Origin of the sequence: Streptococcus sp. HF-100 (assembly GCF_015594635.1) — a bacterium.
GTDB classification, from domain to species: domain Bacteria; phylum Bacillota; class Bacilli; order Lactobacillales; family Streptococcaceae; genus Streptococcus; species Streptococcus vaginalis.
Map to the genome: position 1 here is coordinate 13,082 of NZ_JADNQV010000007.1, position 15,897 is coordinate 28,978.

The 15,897-nt window shown below is 39.2% G+C and carries 13 protein-coding genes; 2 read left to right on the plus strand and 11 right to left on the minus strand.

The annotated features are described in order from the left end of the window. Positions 1–10 precede the first annotated feature (10 nt). The 6 genes from IYQ23_RS07375 to IYQ23_RS07400 all read right to left on the minus strand — a co-directional run bounded on the left by IYQ23_RS07375 (position 11) and on the right by IYQ23_RS07400 (position 6,534). A complete protein-coding gene (locus IYQ23_RS07375) occupies positions 11–1,270 on the minus strand; it encodes a CapA family protein (protein WP_195674523.1) in 1,260 nt (419 codons plus the stop codon). A gap of 159 nt (positions 1,271–1,429) precedes the next feature. Next, positions 1,430–3,352 (minus strand): beta-glucoside-specific PTS transporter subunit IIABC, encoded by a 1,923-nt coding sequence (locus IYQ23_RS07380; protein WP_195674524.1) that lies wholly within the window; start codon positions 3,350–3,352, stop codon positions 1,430–1,432. A 319-nt stretch (positions 3,353–3,671) separates the two neighbouring features. Then, positions 3,672–3,995 carry a PTS lactose/cellobiose transporter subunit IIA gene (locus IYQ23_RS07385; RefSeq protein WP_195674525.1) on the minus strand — a complete coding sequence of 108 codons (324 nt, stop codon included), beginning with the start codon at positions 3,993–3,995 and terminating at the stop codon, positions 3,672–3,674. A gap of 9 nt (positions 3,996–4,004) precedes the next feature. Continuing rightward, positions 4,005–4,325, minus strand: a complete 321-nt coding sequence (locus IYQ23_RS07390; RefSeq protein WP_195674526.1) for a PTS sugar transporter subunit IIB — start codon at positions 4,323–4,325, stop codon at positions 4,005–4,007. 34 nt (positions 4,326–4,359) lie between these two features. Beyond that, positions 4,360–5,256, minus strand: coding sequence for a haloacid dehalogenase-like hydrolase (locus tag IYQ23_RS07395; protein WP_195674527.1), 897 nt, complete (start codon positions 5,254–5,256; stop codon positions 4,360–4,362). 12 nt (positions 5,257–5,268) lie between these two features. Further along, positions 5,269–6,534 carry a PTS sugar transporter subunit IIC gene (locus tag IYQ23_RS07400; protein WP_195674528.1) on the minus strand — a complete coding sequence of 422 codons (1,266 nt, stop codon included), beginning with the start codon at positions 6,532–6,534 and terminating at the stop codon, positions 5,269–5,271. 172 nt (positions 6,535–6,706) lie between these two features. Here IYQ23_RS07400 and IYQ23_RS07405 point away from each other — a divergent pair, with 172 nt between their 5' ends. Further along, a complete protein-coding gene (locus IYQ23_RS07405) occupies positions 6,707–7,885 on the plus strand; it encodes an ROK family transcriptional regulator (protein WP_195674529.1) in 1,179 nt (392 codons plus the stop codon). A gap of 199 nt (positions 7,886–8,084) precedes the next feature. Here IYQ23_RS07405 and IYQ23_RS07410 read toward each other — a convergent pair whose 3' ends face one another. The 3 genes from IYQ23_RS07410 to IYQ23_RS07420 all read right to left on the minus strand — a co-directional run bounded on the left by IYQ23_RS07410 (position 8,085) and on the right by IYQ23_RS07420 (position 12,442). Beyond that, on the minus strand, positions 8,085–8,996 hold the full coding sequence (locus tag IYQ23_RS07410; protein ID WP_195674530.1) for an AEC family transporter: 912 nt from the start codon (positions 8,994–8,996) through the stop codon (positions 8,085–8,087). 102 nt (positions 8,997–9,098) lie between these two features. Continuing rightward, a complete protein-coding gene (locus IYQ23_RS07415; RefSeq protein ID WP_195674531.1) occupies positions 9,099–10,571 on the minus strand; it encodes a glycoside hydrolase family 1 protein in 1,473 nt (490 codons plus the stop codon). Then, positions 10,571–12,442 carry a glucose PTS transporter subunit IIA gene (locus IYQ23_RS07420; RefSeq protein WP_195674532.1) on the minus strand — a complete coding sequence of 624 codons (1,872 nt, stop codon included), beginning with the start codon at positions 12,440–12,442 and terminating at the stop codon, positions 10,571–10,573. The genes IYQ23_RS07415 and IYQ23_RS07420 overlap by 1 nt, the downstream gene beginning before the upstream one ends. 164 nt (positions 12,443–12,606) lie before the next feature. Here IYQ23_RS07420 and IYQ23_RS07425 point away from each other — a divergent pair, with 164 nt between their 5' ends. Continuing rightward, positions 12,607–13,356, plus strand: coding sequence for a MurR/RpiR family transcriptional regulator (locus IYQ23_RS07425; protein ID WP_195674533.1), 750 nt, complete (start codon positions 12,607–12,609; stop codon positions 13,354–13,356). Between the two features lie 343 nt (positions 13,357–13,699). Here IYQ23_RS07425 and msrB read toward each other — a convergent pair whose 3' ends face one another. Next, entirely contained in the window at positions 13,700–14,635 is a 936-nt protein-coding gene (msrB, locus tag IYQ23_RS07430; protein WP_195674534.1) for a peptide-methionine (R)-S-oxide reductase MsrB, read from the minus strand. A 116-nt stretch (positions 14,636–14,751) separates the two neighbouring features. Then, positions 14,752–15,687: a dihydroorotate oxidase gene (locus IYQ23_RS07435; protein ID WP_195674535.1), complete on the minus strand. Its 936-nt coding sequence runs from the start codon at positions 15,685–15,687 to the stop codon at positions 14,752–14,754. Positions 15,688–15,897: the final 210 nt, after the last annotated feature.

The following is a 15,897-nucleotide window of genomic DNA, read 5'->3' on the forward strand; positions in this document are numbered from 1 at the left end:
AGAAATAAACTCATTCGTCCCATTTCAAATTTACATGCTCATTCATTTCCTGATAAGCTGTGTCAATTCGTTCTTTGGTGGCTTGGTCTAATTGATTACGGTATTTTCCACCTTCAATGAAATCTTCTAAAATATAGGTCTGGTAGGTGTAGAGAGGATAGCCTTCCGGTGAATACGTCCCTTTCGCCACACGACTCACCCAACTCGGATGTGCCTGTACCTCCTTGATAATCGTCCCTTTCTTTGATTTTTCAACCGTCACGTCCATGAGTACACCGCGTTCTGTCCATTTCTTATTTTCCACACCGTCCATTGTCTCGATTCGCTGATTGGAGATAAAATTTCCCATAGAATAGATAATGAATTTCTTTTGTCCATTTTGTGTGACGACCTCTGATGGTTCAACGACATGCGGATGTCCGCCGAAAATAATATCTGCTCCCCACTCAATCATCTTATGATAAAGAGTTTTTTGCTCCTGTGTCGGTTCCAATTGATATTCAACCCCCATCTGAGGCATGACAACGGTTATATCAGCTTCTTTTTCGGCTTGCTTAATTTCTTTTTTCATCTTTTCTTCATTTAAATCCGACAAATGATGATTGTAGTCTGCCTGAGAGATATTTTCCTCTAAGCCATTAAATCCATAGGAATAAGCCAAGAGCGCAATTTTAATCCCATTTACTTTTTTAATGACAAGTGACGATTTATCCCGATTTTCATGAGTGTAAACCCCAATTGGTGTAATTCCGTGCTGCTCAAATGTTTTTGCCGTTGAAAAAACACCTTCCAATTGAGAATCCAAAATGTGGTTGTGTGCCAAATCCACAACTTGATAACCAGCATCTTTGATAGCTGACACCACCGACTCTGGCGCATTGAACAGTGGGTAACCCGCCAAAGGATAATTTGGTCGGATAGTCCCTTCGAAGTCTCCTAATACCAAGTCCGCCTTTTTCAACCAAGGCTTGACATATTGATAATTCTCTGTGAAATCATACGTCCCGTCTGACTGTAAAACACTCATATATAGAAGGTCATGATACAGCAAATCCCCATTTGCCATGATACGAGCCGTCTGTACACCGTTTAGGGAAGAGGACGTTTTTTTCTTTTGTACAATACTTGTTTTTGTCGGCTTTGTCTTAACGCTATCGTTTATTTTCTCAGCTAATAAAATCCCACTTGCTACTAAAAACACTACGCAAAGCAAGCCTAAAATAAACTGCCAATTAGTTGCTGACTGTATTTTTCGTTCTGATCTTTTCATGTTCCATTCTCCTCTATCTACATTGTAGCACAAAGAAGCAAACATGACGCAGGAAATGATAAATAATAAAAAGGACAAAGCATGCTTGTAGTAGCTCTAGTTGATTTTTTCGACTAACTGTTTTGGAACTCTACAAATTTTGCTTGTCCTTTTCTTAGATTATTTACTTACTTTCAGCAAATCATCGCCTAGTTTCACATCGCCGCCAGCTAATGCTTCAACTGTCTTATAATCAGCTGTATTGGTTACAATGATTGGAGTTGTAACAGGATAACCTGCTTTTTTGATAGTATCTATATCAAAGCTTAGCAATAATTGACCCGCCTTGACCTTTGAGCCTTGAGTAACATGTGCCATAAAGCCTTCTCCTTCAAGAGCGACTGTATCCATGCCCACGTGAATCAAGATTTCAGCGCCATCATCAGTCGCTAAGCCAATCGCATGGTTGGTTGGGAAAAGCAGACGAATCACACCGTCAGCAGGAGCGACAACTTCGCCAACGCTAGGCTCAATTGCTATCCCTTGACCCATTGCACCACTTGCAAAAACAGCATCAGGCGTATCTTCGAGTGCGACCACTTTCCCGCTAAGCGGAGCTGTGATGACTTGCTCAGGAGCAATCTCTTCAACTGGCAGACTGATTTCTTCAGCAGCGACTTCTTGTGCCCCATCATAAAGAGTTGGAATTTTTGTAAGTTGAGTCAATACAAATCCAAGAACAAAGCTGATTGCAATTGCTACAAGGAAGTGAATGAGTAATAGTGAGTCTTTTGGATCAATGAAAGACGGAATCGCAAAGAGTCCCATTCCTCCCATTACTTGCATTTTGGCATTAAAGAAAGCGAGATAAGCCCCTTGAACTGCACCAGCAATACAAGTCATAATAAATGGTGTTCGCATTGGCAAGGTAATCCCGTAAATAGCTGGTTCTGTTACCCCAAACAAAGCCGAGATAAAAGCTGGAATAGCCAACTGTTTGACTTTTTCTTCTTTTGTACGCAAGAAGATATTGAGCAATGCTCCTGCTTGCGCAAAGCAAATAGCAATGGAAGCTACAAGAATGACACCTGGTCCTTTTTGTAATTCCAAAATTGCAAGCGGCACCAATCCCCAGTGGAGACCGAACATAACCAGCACTTGCCACAAAGCACCCAGAATAATTCCATAAATAATTGGGCTGAAGCTATAAATACCTGTGAAAATAGCACCGACTATATCAGAAGCCCATGTCATGACTGGTCCAATGACAAGAAATGATAACGGTACCGTGATTAAGATAACAAAGAATGGAGCAACAAAGACTTTGACAACATCTGGAATGATTTGTTTAAAGAATTTTTCAATTTTTGAACCGACCCAAATTGCTAGAATGATTGGCAATACAGTTGATAGATAGCTAGAAACAGGGAAGATAATCGGCAAACCTAAGAAAGTTGCGTAGATTTTTGACTCAATAAAAGTTCCTGCAAATAGCGTATAGAGTGGTTTGGCACCTGTAAAGCTGGCTGCGATATTTGGATAGACCAAGGCAAAGCCAATCGCAAGCGCTGTGAATTTTTCCATTTTAAACCGCTTAGCAGCAGTCAAAGCCAGAATCAATGGTAAGAATTGGAAGAATCCATCACCAGCGGCATTTAAGATGACATAAGCGCCATCTGTCGACTTAATGCCACAAGCTGCCATAATGGCAACCACACCTTTGATCATACCAGCTGCCGACAGAGCACCCAGCATTGGTTGGAAAAGCCCCGATACTAAGGCAATAAAGCGGTCAAAGAGATTTCCTTGAGGAACATCTCCCTCATCCGCATCAATACTCCCCTCACCAGAAATACCTGCCGCCTTTGTGACCGCCGCATACACATCTGGCACGTGGTTTCCAATCACCACTTGGTATTGTCCACCAGCTTTTACAACCGTTACAATACCGTCTCTATTTTTCAAGTATTCCGTATCTGCCTTGCTCTCATCTTTCAGAGAAAAACGCAAACGCGTCACACAGTGCACTAACTTGATGATATTTTCCTTACCACCAACGTGAGCAACAATATCCTGAGCTAAGTCAGTATAATCTTTTGCCATAATGGACCTCCTTTATTTTTTAGGTCAGCTGTGTTGTTGCACATATAAATATAGAACAACGGTAACAAAAAAACCTAAACACATACCAAATAGAAAGCAGTTCCCCTACCTTATATCTCGTATTTGTCTAGGTTTTGCCTGCATGACCAGTAACAATCCATGAATTAAGTATAACACAAGTTTCTAAAAATGCAAGCGGTTTCTAAAGTTTTTTTAAATAATTATCAGGTGATAAATAAAATAATCGTCTGTTAATTATTTAAAAAAACTTTGACAAGTCGTTCAACCTATCAAAGTTCTTAAAGAGAATGTTATTAGATTATTTAACTATTTGATTTAGTCGTTCATATACTGCAACAACTTCTTTTGCTAAATCAATAAACGTTAAGCTCGTCATCAAGTGATCTTGAGCATGCACCATCAAAAGACTGAGCTCAATTTTTTCACCTTGAGCTTCCTGTGTCAGCATCACTGTCTGTGACTTGTGTGCTAAAACTAATGCCTCATCTGCTGCTTTTAACTTTTCACGCGCTTCTTCAAAACAGCCTTTTTTAGCTTTTTGAATCGCTTCAAAAGCATTACTCTTCGCCTCGCCACCATACATAATGAGGGACATGATACTTTCTAAATTTGAATTTTCCATATCAATCTTCTAGCCTCCGATCAGTCCCTCAGCTAACGCTAGCACCTTTGAACCATTCATCATGCCATAATCCACCATTGGGATAACTCCAATTGGAATGTTTTTATCCTTCAATTTTTCCGTAAATTGCTCTAATAGATACCGAACTTGCGGTCCTAATAGCAAAACATCTACTTTTTTCTCCAAAATGATGTCGTCCACTTCCTGAGCTGGGACTGCAAAAATCTCTGCATCTAATCCTTTTTCATCTGCTGCAGCTTGCATTTTTGTGACAAGCAAGCTGGTACTCATGCCCGCAGCACATGCTAGCATAATGGTCGTTTTAGCCATGTTTACCCCTTCTATTTTATCAAATGATTACTGTCTACCGATTAACGGATCTTGCTAAACGTGACACAGTATGCCGAATGCCACGAATCGTATTGCTCAGTGCATAAATATTATCCACTACTGCCAAACCACCATAGCCTGCATCTCCAATATGTTGAATATCCACACCACAAATTTTATTGCGAAGTGCGATTTGTTTAATCGTATCCACATCTGATGTCTCTTGGCTAGTGCCAATAGCGCTTAAGACTAAACCTCTTTTACTATGTACTAGATCTACGACAGCTCTCATTTCTTCATCGTTGAAAGCAGGAACTGTACCAACCGCTGGTACCAAAATCACATCTGCACCAGCTTCTAATAATTGTTCAGCTATCTGAATGTCTGCAACCGGCTCGGATACCCCTGCACCGTGCATTTTTCCAGCTATAATCAAACCTGAAAAATGCTGCTTAGCTAATTTTACTGCATCAATAATTTCTTTATTGCTAACTCCTGTTCCTGGATTACCTGTTAAGCAGACAAAATCAAAGCCTAATTTTTCAATTTGTTCAAAAGAAGCCTGACTAGCTTGCCGACCAGCAGCAATCACTTGCACTTCTTCCAACATATCCGCTTGTAGATCAATAGGCTCCAAATTCACACCGATTGGAGCGCCTACCAAACGATGCAATTCGTGAACAATTTGCTCTTTTTCACAATCCAAACCAAATATTTCTGGCTGAAAAACATCTAAACAATTCAGTAAAATCATATCTGCGCCGAAAGCTCTTGCAATTTCAGCATTGGTGATATCTCCGATAAAGGTTTCACGAATGACCACATTTTCAGATAAGACAACCCGCCCTTCACTCGCTTGAATGCTTTGCTTAAGCTCTTGGGCAGTCATGCTTAGAATTTCCGAAGGGTTTGCACTAATGAGTCGTTTCATACTCTCATCTCCCTACTGATTTTCTTCTGCTTTAAAGCGTTTTTCAATAGCAATCACAAATGGGATATAGATTAAAATATCCATCACAATAAGAACAGCTTGTAAAATAGACGCTTTAAAACTTCCCGTTGCCAGCAAGCCACTAATAATCGGAGGAGTTGTCCAACCTGGGTCAGTATATGTTAACGGTACCAGACCACTTGCCATGGATGACCACGCAACGATGAGATTCGCAATCGGTGCCAAAATGAATGGAAACAGAAGCAAGATATTTAAGACAATTGGCACACCAAACATGGTTGGCTCATTGATATTGAACAAGCCTGGAACTACCGTAATAGGTGCCAGTGCTTTGATTTGTTTGCTTGATTTTTTCTTTTTCGCTAAATAACCAAGTGCCAATACAAGTCCAATGGTAGCACCTCCGCCACCAATAAAGACAAAGTTATCCATAAAGACACTGGTAAAGATATGCGGTAGTTTTTCCCCTGCTTGATAAGCAACTTTATTGGCATCGAGATTCGAAAGCCACAATGGTTTCATAACCGCATTGACAACATTGCCTCCATGAAGTCCAACAAACCAGAATGAACTATTTAAAGCAACTAGAATCATCAAACCAAATAAATTATTACCTAGTAGGCCTAGCGGCTTTCCTAAAACAGTTTGAGCTACCGCATGCAAATTTGGTAGTTTTAAACTTGCTAAAAGGGCATAAACCAACAACCAGCCTGTGATAATCACTGCACCTGGAATAATGGCGCTGAAACTTTTTGAAACTGCCGGTGGAACACCATCAGGCATTTTAATTTGGACATTATGATTGATGAACCATTGATAGATATAACCATTTACCAAACCAAGAATGATTGCTACAAAAAGGCCTTGTGAAGCTAAAAATGCTGTGGGAACACCGTTTCCTGTTTTAGTAGTAAGGAATGGTGTCACTGTGATAAAGGCAGCAAGCGAGATAATCCCAGAAGGAATCCCATCCACTTTGTATTGGCGGCTCATATAGTAAGCAATCCCAAAACTGGCTACCAAACCAATCAGACCAAAACTACTATCCACGCCTTTCCATAGATAGGCAGAAACCCCAATTTTTGTCAAATAAGCTTCCCATCCTGGAACAGGAAAACTAGCAATGACCATAAACAAAGAACCAATCAACAGTAATGGCACTGCAAGCGTAATGCCATCCCGAATTGCTACTAAGCCTTTATTGTTCCCCAACTTAATAGCAATAGGCATTAGTTTTGCTTGTAAAAATTTGTCCATCTTTACAATCTCCTTTGATTATAATATATTATTAAATAGCAGACAAAATCAACTTTATCTCACTTTTTAATTATATTTTAAAACAATTATTCCAAAAAGTCAAGCGTTTTCACTTATATTTGATAATTTTTTATAATCAATATATAATAGATGCAGGGAAGGATGGTAGATAATGAATCAAACAAAAAAACAAGCTGAGTTACGAACAATTATTTTAGATAAAATTTACGCCAAGGGACCAATTTCTCGCATTGATATTTCAAAAGAGACGGGCATTACTCCTGCTACAGTTAGTGCGATTACAGGAAGTTTGATCCAAGAAAAACTGCTGTATGAGCTGGGGGAAGATGAAGAACACGCAAAAGTCGGACGCAAGAAAATCCTCTTGAGTATTAAAAAACAGCACTCTTATTTCATCGGCTGTGAACTGTCTGAAAAATACTTTTCTTTTGTGTTGAGTGATAATACAGGAAATGTGATTGATAAAGATAAAGCAACCGTCACCTCGGAAAAAATTCTAGCAGAAGGCGCTGATTTATTTTGTCATTTACTTGAACAATTCATTTTTCGGAACAATTCCTATACAATTCAAGCCGTGGGAGTAGCTATCCCTGGACGCTATTTGCACAATGACTTGATTACAACAAACAATCAAACATGGAAACAATTTGATCTAGCGAAGATTAAAAACGAGTTCTCTTTTCCAATTTACTTTTCTAATAATGTCAATTGCATGGCACTAGCAAAGCGCCTTTTTTCTGCTTACCAACTGGATGAGAATTTTATCTATTTTCATTTTGCACGGGGTATGCACTGCTCTTATATGTACAATGGCAAAATCTACGGCAAAAGCAATATTGTCATCGGCGAAATTGGTCATACCGTCGTTTGTCCTGACGGAGAAGTCTGTGGTTGTGGACGCAGAGGCTGTTTGCAGACTTATGCTAGTGAAAGCTGGCTGATAAAAAAAGCAAAAATCATCTTTGAAACTGCCGAGTTGACACATTTAAAATCACTTGTCACAGATAAAGAAGAGATCACGATTCAAACTATCCTCACAGCATATAACTTAGGAGACCAAGCTATTCTCAATCTCCTGCATTTGGCATTTAAGTATTTAGCACAATCCCTGCTAAACCTTAGCATGATGATTGATGCAAAGAAAATTTATCTGCACAGTCCCATCTTGACTGATGACAAAGTCATTGCAGCTTTCTATCAAGAAATCTCACAACAACCAAAACTACTCTTCAAAGACTTACCTGAACTCATCATTGAGCCTTATAATGACTTTACTGGTGCAGTAGCAGGAGTTGCGCTTTGTCTGCAAAAGGAATTGCTGAGTGTTTAAGTAAAATGGAGGAAACCCACAAAGTGATTAGGTGCTTTTCTGAGCTTGAAAAGTGAACAGCAGCGACACTGGCTTCGCAAGGTCTATTCGCAACTTCAAAGCGCTACTTTGAGCAATCACCCACTGCACAACTTGTTTTTTATACGAATCATACGAGTCTGAGATGCTATTATCCCAGACTCTTTTTAGAAGTATCCTCTCACGCAAAACACATACTAAGAAACGTAAGCATTAACAAACTAATAAAAATGCTAAGTGAATTAAGGTTAGCTGATTCTGAACGAGTTGAGCCTAATTGGAGAGCATACACTGGTCCTAAAGTTGAAATCGGAGCCAAAAGGCAAAGCACAAGCATTTGTCTTGCAACGAGACTTATTGGAAATGTAGAATAAACAAATCCTGCAAGAATCCCCATCAAAACAAATCGTTGTAACAGTCGTTTTATCAATAAACGGACATCCTGTCTGTCAATGTGGAAATCAACTAGCACTCCAATCATGAGCATCGCAACAAAAGGATTTGCATTTCCCGCAATGCTGACTATATTGAGAAATAGGTGAGGAACTTGAATTTGCAGCAGCGACACGGTCAAGGTCATCAGATAAGTACATAGAGGTATAGAAGCAACTATTTTCTTGAGAATAGCCTTAATAGACTGTTTTTGTTTTCCTTGAATAATTCTCTCAGCTAGTAGATAATTACCCCGAATACACATGATGGAATTCCCCGTGTCAAAGAGAAGAACTGTCATCATATATTTACTTGGAAAGAATGCTATCACAAAAGGGATAACGAATGTTCCAATATTAAAGCCAGAGTTTTGAATAAGAGCAATTCCCTTTTTAAATGGTTGATGACTTTTCTCAAAATAATATCCAAATCCATCTAAGATAAGATTTCCTACTATTCCCATCAGAAAAGGAAGGAGTAAATCAAATGAAAAAGGAATTGGAGCTGCTGAAGCTAGAATAGAACATGGCAGTGTCACATTCATTAAGAGAGTGGACAATTTTGCTCCGTCTTCATGTTTAAACACTTTTCTCTGTTTCAAAAAGTAACCCAAATAAATAATGAGTAAAAATCCAATCGCCCTTGATAAAATCGTAAACACATCAAACTCCTTATAGTTGTCTTACTACTAATTTTCGCTACCAATTTTATTATAACACGTCAGCAAGTAAACCCAGTCTTTCGATAGGACTGGGTTTCTTCATTACATTTCTGCCAACTTAGCACCATTGGACGCAATAATCTCCTTCATCCACTGGTAAGATTTTTTAGGAGTCCGCTTCAAGGTCCCCTTACCTTTATCATCCATATCAACGTAAATAAAGCCATAACGTTTCTTCATTTCACCTGTTGACAGGGAAACAAGGTCAATCGGACCCCACATAGTATAACCCAAGCATTCTACACCGTCGATATTGACCGCATCAGCCATAGCCTGCAGATGATCGCGTAGGTAATCAATGCGATAGTCATCTTCCACATAATTGTTTTCATCTGCTTCATCAATCGCTCCCATACCATTTTCCACAATGAAAATTGGCTTTTGAATGCGATCATAAATTTCATTCATAACATGGCGAAGCCCCAGAGGATCAACCGGCCAGCCCCAAGGGGTTTCTTCAAGATAAGGATTAGAAGAGCCACCAATTGTAAACCAAGCGTCACCAGCCTTTGTCGTATTGGACCGATAATAAGAAAAGGAAATAAAATCCAGCTGCCCTTCCTTGAGGATTTCTTCGTCTCCATCTTCAAAAGCAATGCCTGTCACACCGTGATGACGCCAGATTTCTTTCTCATAGCGAGGATAATAACCGCGCCCCATAATATCAATGAAATACCAATTTTCACGACGGGCTTGCAACCGCTGAAAGACATCTTCTGGTTTGCAAGTAGCAGGATATAGTTCACTCATGGCATACATGGCACCAAATTGACTGTCTGGTAGCATCTCATGTCCAAGTTTAACTGCACGCGCGCTAGCTACAAACATATGGTGGTCTGCTTGATAGCGATCTTGACCAGCAGATTGCCGCGTGCCACAAGGACCGAAGCCACGCACTGCGTTGATTTCATTAAATGTCAGCCAATAACGACATCGGTCTCCATAACGCTCAAAGAGTGTCTTGCAGTATTTGACATAACAATCAATGACATAACGCGATGACCAGCCATCATATTTAAGTACCAAATTCATAGGTAATTCATCATGGCAAATGGTAATCAAAGGCTCCATACCGTATTTCGCCATTTCATTGATGACATCGTCGTAAAATTGGAGACCTTCTTCATTTGGTTCAGCCTCTTCTCCTGTTGGGAAAATACGTGACCAACAGATTGAAAAGCGAAATACATTGAAGCCCATACCCGCCATGAGAGCAATATCTTCTTTGTAATGGTGGTAAAAATCCACTGCTTGATGACTTGGATAATATTCGCCTTCTAGGAAAACAGGTTCTGCTTCTTTTGGAACCGGATCTGCATAGAAAAATGAACTACGGGGATTGATAATACTGCCATCTGGCATACGCATAGTGTGATGACGTGGATTTTCTTGTGAGCCATCTGTTTCATAATCATGAGAAAGCAATCCTCGACCACCTTCACCAAAGCCACCTTCATATTGAAAATCTGCCGTGGCTCCTCCCCAGAGAAAACCTTTTGGTAATTCGTATGACATTAGTTCTCCTCCTTATCCAAGCGTTGTCCTTGTTTCACATCACCGGTTCTTTGCAAGTTAATCATTTTTCCATTAGCATTTGTAATGATGAGCATCGTTGTTGTATCATAGCCTTTTTCTTCGATAACATCACGATCAATTTTTACGATAGGCTGACCAGCGCGGACTGTCTCTCCAGCTTTTGCCAGAACATCAAAACCAGCCCCATTGAGTTCAACTGTATTGATACCAATATGAACTAATATCTCTACACCATCTGAACGAGTAATCCCAAAAGCATGCCCCGTCGGAAAGACCGTTGTCAATTCACCATTGACAGGTGCTGTAATAAAATCTGTAGCCAATTTGAAAGCTACGCCATCTCCCATTAGCTTTTTAGCAAAAACTTCATCATGAACAGTTTCAAGTGGAAGCAGTTCACCATCAGCAAGAGCTAAAATAGCATCATCTGATACAGTTTGTTGAACAGGTTCGGTAACTGCAAGTTTAGCATCTTCTTTTTTAACATCAATACCAAGAACGTATGAAACAATAGCAGCTACTACAATTGTCACCACAATCCCTATAACAGCTGCCATTACTGTTTTACCAAAAATCGGTAAAGCAAGGATATTAGAATATCCCATTTCATAGGCTTTAGCACCAAGAAGACTAGCTACAATACCACCTGCAAGTCCGCCTGCCATAACACCATACATTGGTTTTTTATATTTTAAGTTGACACCATAGATAGCTGGCTCTGTGACACCTGCAACAATACAACCGATGGCAATTGAGATGAATTCACTACGTTTTGCTTTGTCTTTTGTACGAGCAATGACACCAATAACTGCTCCCCCTTCAGCCATATTGTGCATCAGAAAAGCTGGACGCAACATCGCATCATAACCAGGGTTTGTCAAAAGCTGTGGCATAAATGGAGAGAGTGCTGTATGCATCCCTGCCATAACCATCCAAGGAAGAGAAGCTGCCAGAAGACCAACTGCAAGCGGACCAACCGTGCTATCTAAGAACATAAAGATTGCTGCAATCCATTGTCCAACCATGTTTCCTAATGGACCTAAGATAAGAAAACCTAAACTGCCTGCGATGAAAATTGTTCCCATTCCGACAAAAATAGCCTTGAAAATATTAGGAACAATCCTATTTAAATATTTCTCAGCATAGTAAGCAACAATAGCAATCAAGAGAGCTGGCAGAAGCGAAGTCCCATAAGAAAGCAGCCGTACTCCCAAACCAAATAGCTGAATCGGATTACCTGCCGTTACCAGACCCGTAAAATTTCCATGCAAAAGCGCTGCAGCTGCGGCCATTGCATAAATAGGAGTTCCGCCTAATTTTGTAGCTGCACCATAAGCCACAAAGATTGGCATGAAATAAAACGGTGCATCTGCAATTGCTGATAATAATAAATAGCTAGATGATTTTACAAAATTAGCATCTACAAAAGTAACAATTAACAACAATGCTACTTTTAACATACCACCCGCAATCAACCCTGGAATCATTGGTGTAACTGAACTTGATACAAAACCAATAATCTTGCTGCCAGCATTTTTCCAAGTCCATGGTTCTTTCGGTGTTAAATCACCATCTAAATTTTCATCTATACTACCACCAGATGTTATATCAAAATCTTTCATGATAGCATCATACGTTTGAATCAAATGTTGACCCAAAATAACCATATATTGCCCACCAGCATACACAACCCCAATAACACCATCCAGATTTTCCAACGCTTCTTTATTTGCCTTGGAAACATCCTTTAGGTTGAAACGAAGCCGCGTCATACAATGCGATAAAATCGTTACATTATCAGCACCGCCAACGTTTGTAATAATACTCTGGGCTAATTTCTTGTAGTCCATATTGAACTCCTTCCTGACAATTTTGTCATGTTTGTTTGGAATTTTTTACGGACATTATACACCAAAAAGAAAGCGTTGTCAATATTTTGTTAAAATTTTTAATGTTTTTTGACATTTTTATCAAAAAATCATAAAATAGTTGGTTAGAAAGGTAAATTTTCATTATGGATATTTTACAAAAAATGCAATTGCAAGAAAGTGTTTATTCAAAGTCTGAGACCAAAGTTTATCATTTTCTAAAAGATAATTTTGAGAAAATTGAAATATTGACTATCACCAAAATCGCTTCTTCATCTTACACATCAACATCTGCTGTGTTGAGATTTTGTCAAATTTTGGGCTATAAAGGTTTTAAAGACTTTCGTTACGATGCCATTCGCTATCTTCATACACGCTACAAAGAACAATCCGAAGATATTCTAGATCAAATGAGTGATCAGTATGTTATTGTTTTGAACCAAATTAAACATTTAGACCGTCATTTGATTGATCATCTGACCGACAGCATTTTAAAAAGACAGCAGCTTCATATATTTGGCGTCTTTTTATCTTCTATGCCTGCACGTTATCTACATTTTGGTTTGCAAGATTTAGGAATAGCTAGTCAGTTAGCAACCGACTTAAATAGTGGGGCTCACCTTTCAAATATCATTGAAGAAGAAGATACACTTATTATGTTTTCTATTTCAGGAGCTACTTCTAACTTTAACAACTCTTTGAGTGCAATTTCTAAAAATATGCCTAAACGCTCTTATCTTATCACTTTAAATGAGCATGCTTCTGCTGCCAAGTATTTCACCCACGTCATCACCCTTCCTGGAAATTCATTTTCCAAACAGTCTATTATCGATGTCCAATCAATCCCTATGATGTTTGTAGAAATTCTCTTAAATATCATTCATTCTAAATTATGATTGAATCAACTAAATTTTAGAACCATTACAAAAACAAGAGCCGTATATCTTTCTAGTGCCTCTTGTTTTTTTATTTGATTATTTTCTTAGCTATCATTTCGTAGCATACTCCCTTGATAGTCACCAAATTTTCTTTTAGTGTGTGCCGTAGCCTCATTCACATAATCTGTATCCTCATCTCCACAATCAATAATCTTATCCTGTTATCAACAAACTATATCGATAGACATGAAAATCTGCATCACAAAATGTGAACAAAATAGAAAGCTCTGAAAAAATAAAAAAAGGGAGCTAAAAATTCTCCTTTAGTTCCCTTTTCATTCTCTAGCAGGTCGTACTACTTTTACTTCATATATAAAAGCAAGTAGTCATATCCTGCTTGTTCCATATCTTCTTTTTTAATAAAGCGCAATGCCGCGGAATTGATACAGTAGCGAAGTCCACCTTGATCCTGTGGACCATCTGTGAAAACATGACCTAAGTGTGCATTTCCTGAACGCGACCGCACCTCAATCCGCTCCATACCGTGACTTTTATCTTGATAATACTTGATCACATCTTTGGCAATCGGTCTTGTAAAACTCGGCCAGCCACAACCAGCATCAAACTTATCACTGGCAAAGAAAAGCGGTTCTCCCGTCGTCACATCCACATAAATGCCTTCTTCAAACGTTGCAAAATATTCGTTATGAAATGGTCGTTCGGTTGCGGCATGTTGAGTGACCTGATAGGCTTCCTCGGACAAGTTTTCCTTTAAAGCATTTTCACTCGGTTTCTCATACTGTCCCGGATCCACTAAAGGCTGATAGGCGTCATTAACATTGATATGGCAATAACCACCAGGATTTTTCTTGAGGTAATCTTGATGATAATCCTCTGCCAATACATAATGGCGCAGCGGTTCTACTTCCACTGCAATCTTCTGACCGAATTGACGCTCTTGCTCTTTCACGACTTCGTTAATGACTGATACATCAATATCTTTTGTATAATAAATCCCTGTGCGGTACTGACGTCCGACATCGTTTCCTTGCTTATTGATAGACAGCGGATCAATCACACGGAAATAGTAGAGCAGAATTTCTCGCAAGCTAACCAGATTTTCATCATAAGTCACCTGAACGGTTTCAGCATGGTCAGTTTGATGAATCAGCTGATAATTGGTAGATTCCACCTGCCCATTGGCATAGCCGACAGTCGTATCAGTCACACCTGTAATACGGGAAAAATATTCTTCCAAACCCCAAAAGCAGCCACCTGCTAGATAAATTTCAGCCATAAAAACACCTCATTTCTTTGTTCTTATTTTCTCACAAATTCCTAAAATGTTATAAGGATTTGATTAGAACTTTCTTGAGAATGATGTGGCAATGAACTGCCAAATACCACTTGTGGTTAGTTCAGATAGTGCAATTTCCCACGAAAATCTTCTATGCTTTCATAGCCTTTTTCTTCCATAATCGCTTTCAGCTCATTTGTAATGCGCTCAAAAGCCCCTACACCTTCTTTATGCAGCATTGTTCCAACTTGCACCATACTGGCTCCACAAAGAATGTGCTCAAAAGCGTCCCGCCCTGTCAATACACCGCCCGTACCGATGATTTGAATCGAAGGATTAAGTCGTTGATAAAAAGCATGAACATTAGCAAGTGCAGTTGGTTTGATGTATTCACCACCAATACCACCAAAGCCTTTTTTCGGACGAATGACAACTGTTTCATCGTTAATATACAGCCCGTTACCAATTGAATTGACACAGTTGACAAAAGAAAGAGGAAATTTGTTAAAAATAGCTGCCGCTTGATCAAAATGTGCCATATCAAAATATGGTGGCAATTTAATGCCTAGTGGCTTGGTGAAATAGTCAAACACTTCACTCAAGATCTTTTCCGTCGTCTCAAAATCATAAGCGATTTGTGGTTTGCCGGGAACATTGGGACAAGATAGATTGAGCTCGGTCAAGCCTTTAAAGTCACTAGCTTGCACCTTTTTCAAAAGAGCATGGGTTTCTTCTAGCGACAGACCTACCAGCGACAAAAAGAAGGTTCGGTTTGGTTCTGTCTGTTGTAATTCTAACAAGTAATTCAAATAATAGTCCAGTCCATGATTAGGCAACCCCATTGAATTGATCGAGCCAAGCGGCACATCTTGGTAGCGCGGTTCGGGATTTCCTGCTCGCACTTGCAAAGTAGCTGTTTTGGTGACAAAGGTTCCCGCAGCTGAGTCTTTAACTTCTTCTAACTCTTCAATCGTCATGCAGGCCACTCCAGCCGCATTCATCAGGCAGTTGTCAAAAGAAAAACCAGCAATTTGTGTTTGAGTTGATACCATGAAATACTCCTTTAGTTTTTTCTATTGTACCACTAAAAGCAGAAATATGACTCTTTGAACAGAATAGAAGAAAAAAATGTTCGGGATAAGCAAATGAATTTTTGCTGAGCAGGATTTTGTTGTAAATTTTATGTCGGAATTTTCAGAAAATTCAACTTTTTTCTTTACAGCACAAAAATTTTCTGCTATAATGACACACGTAACAAAATA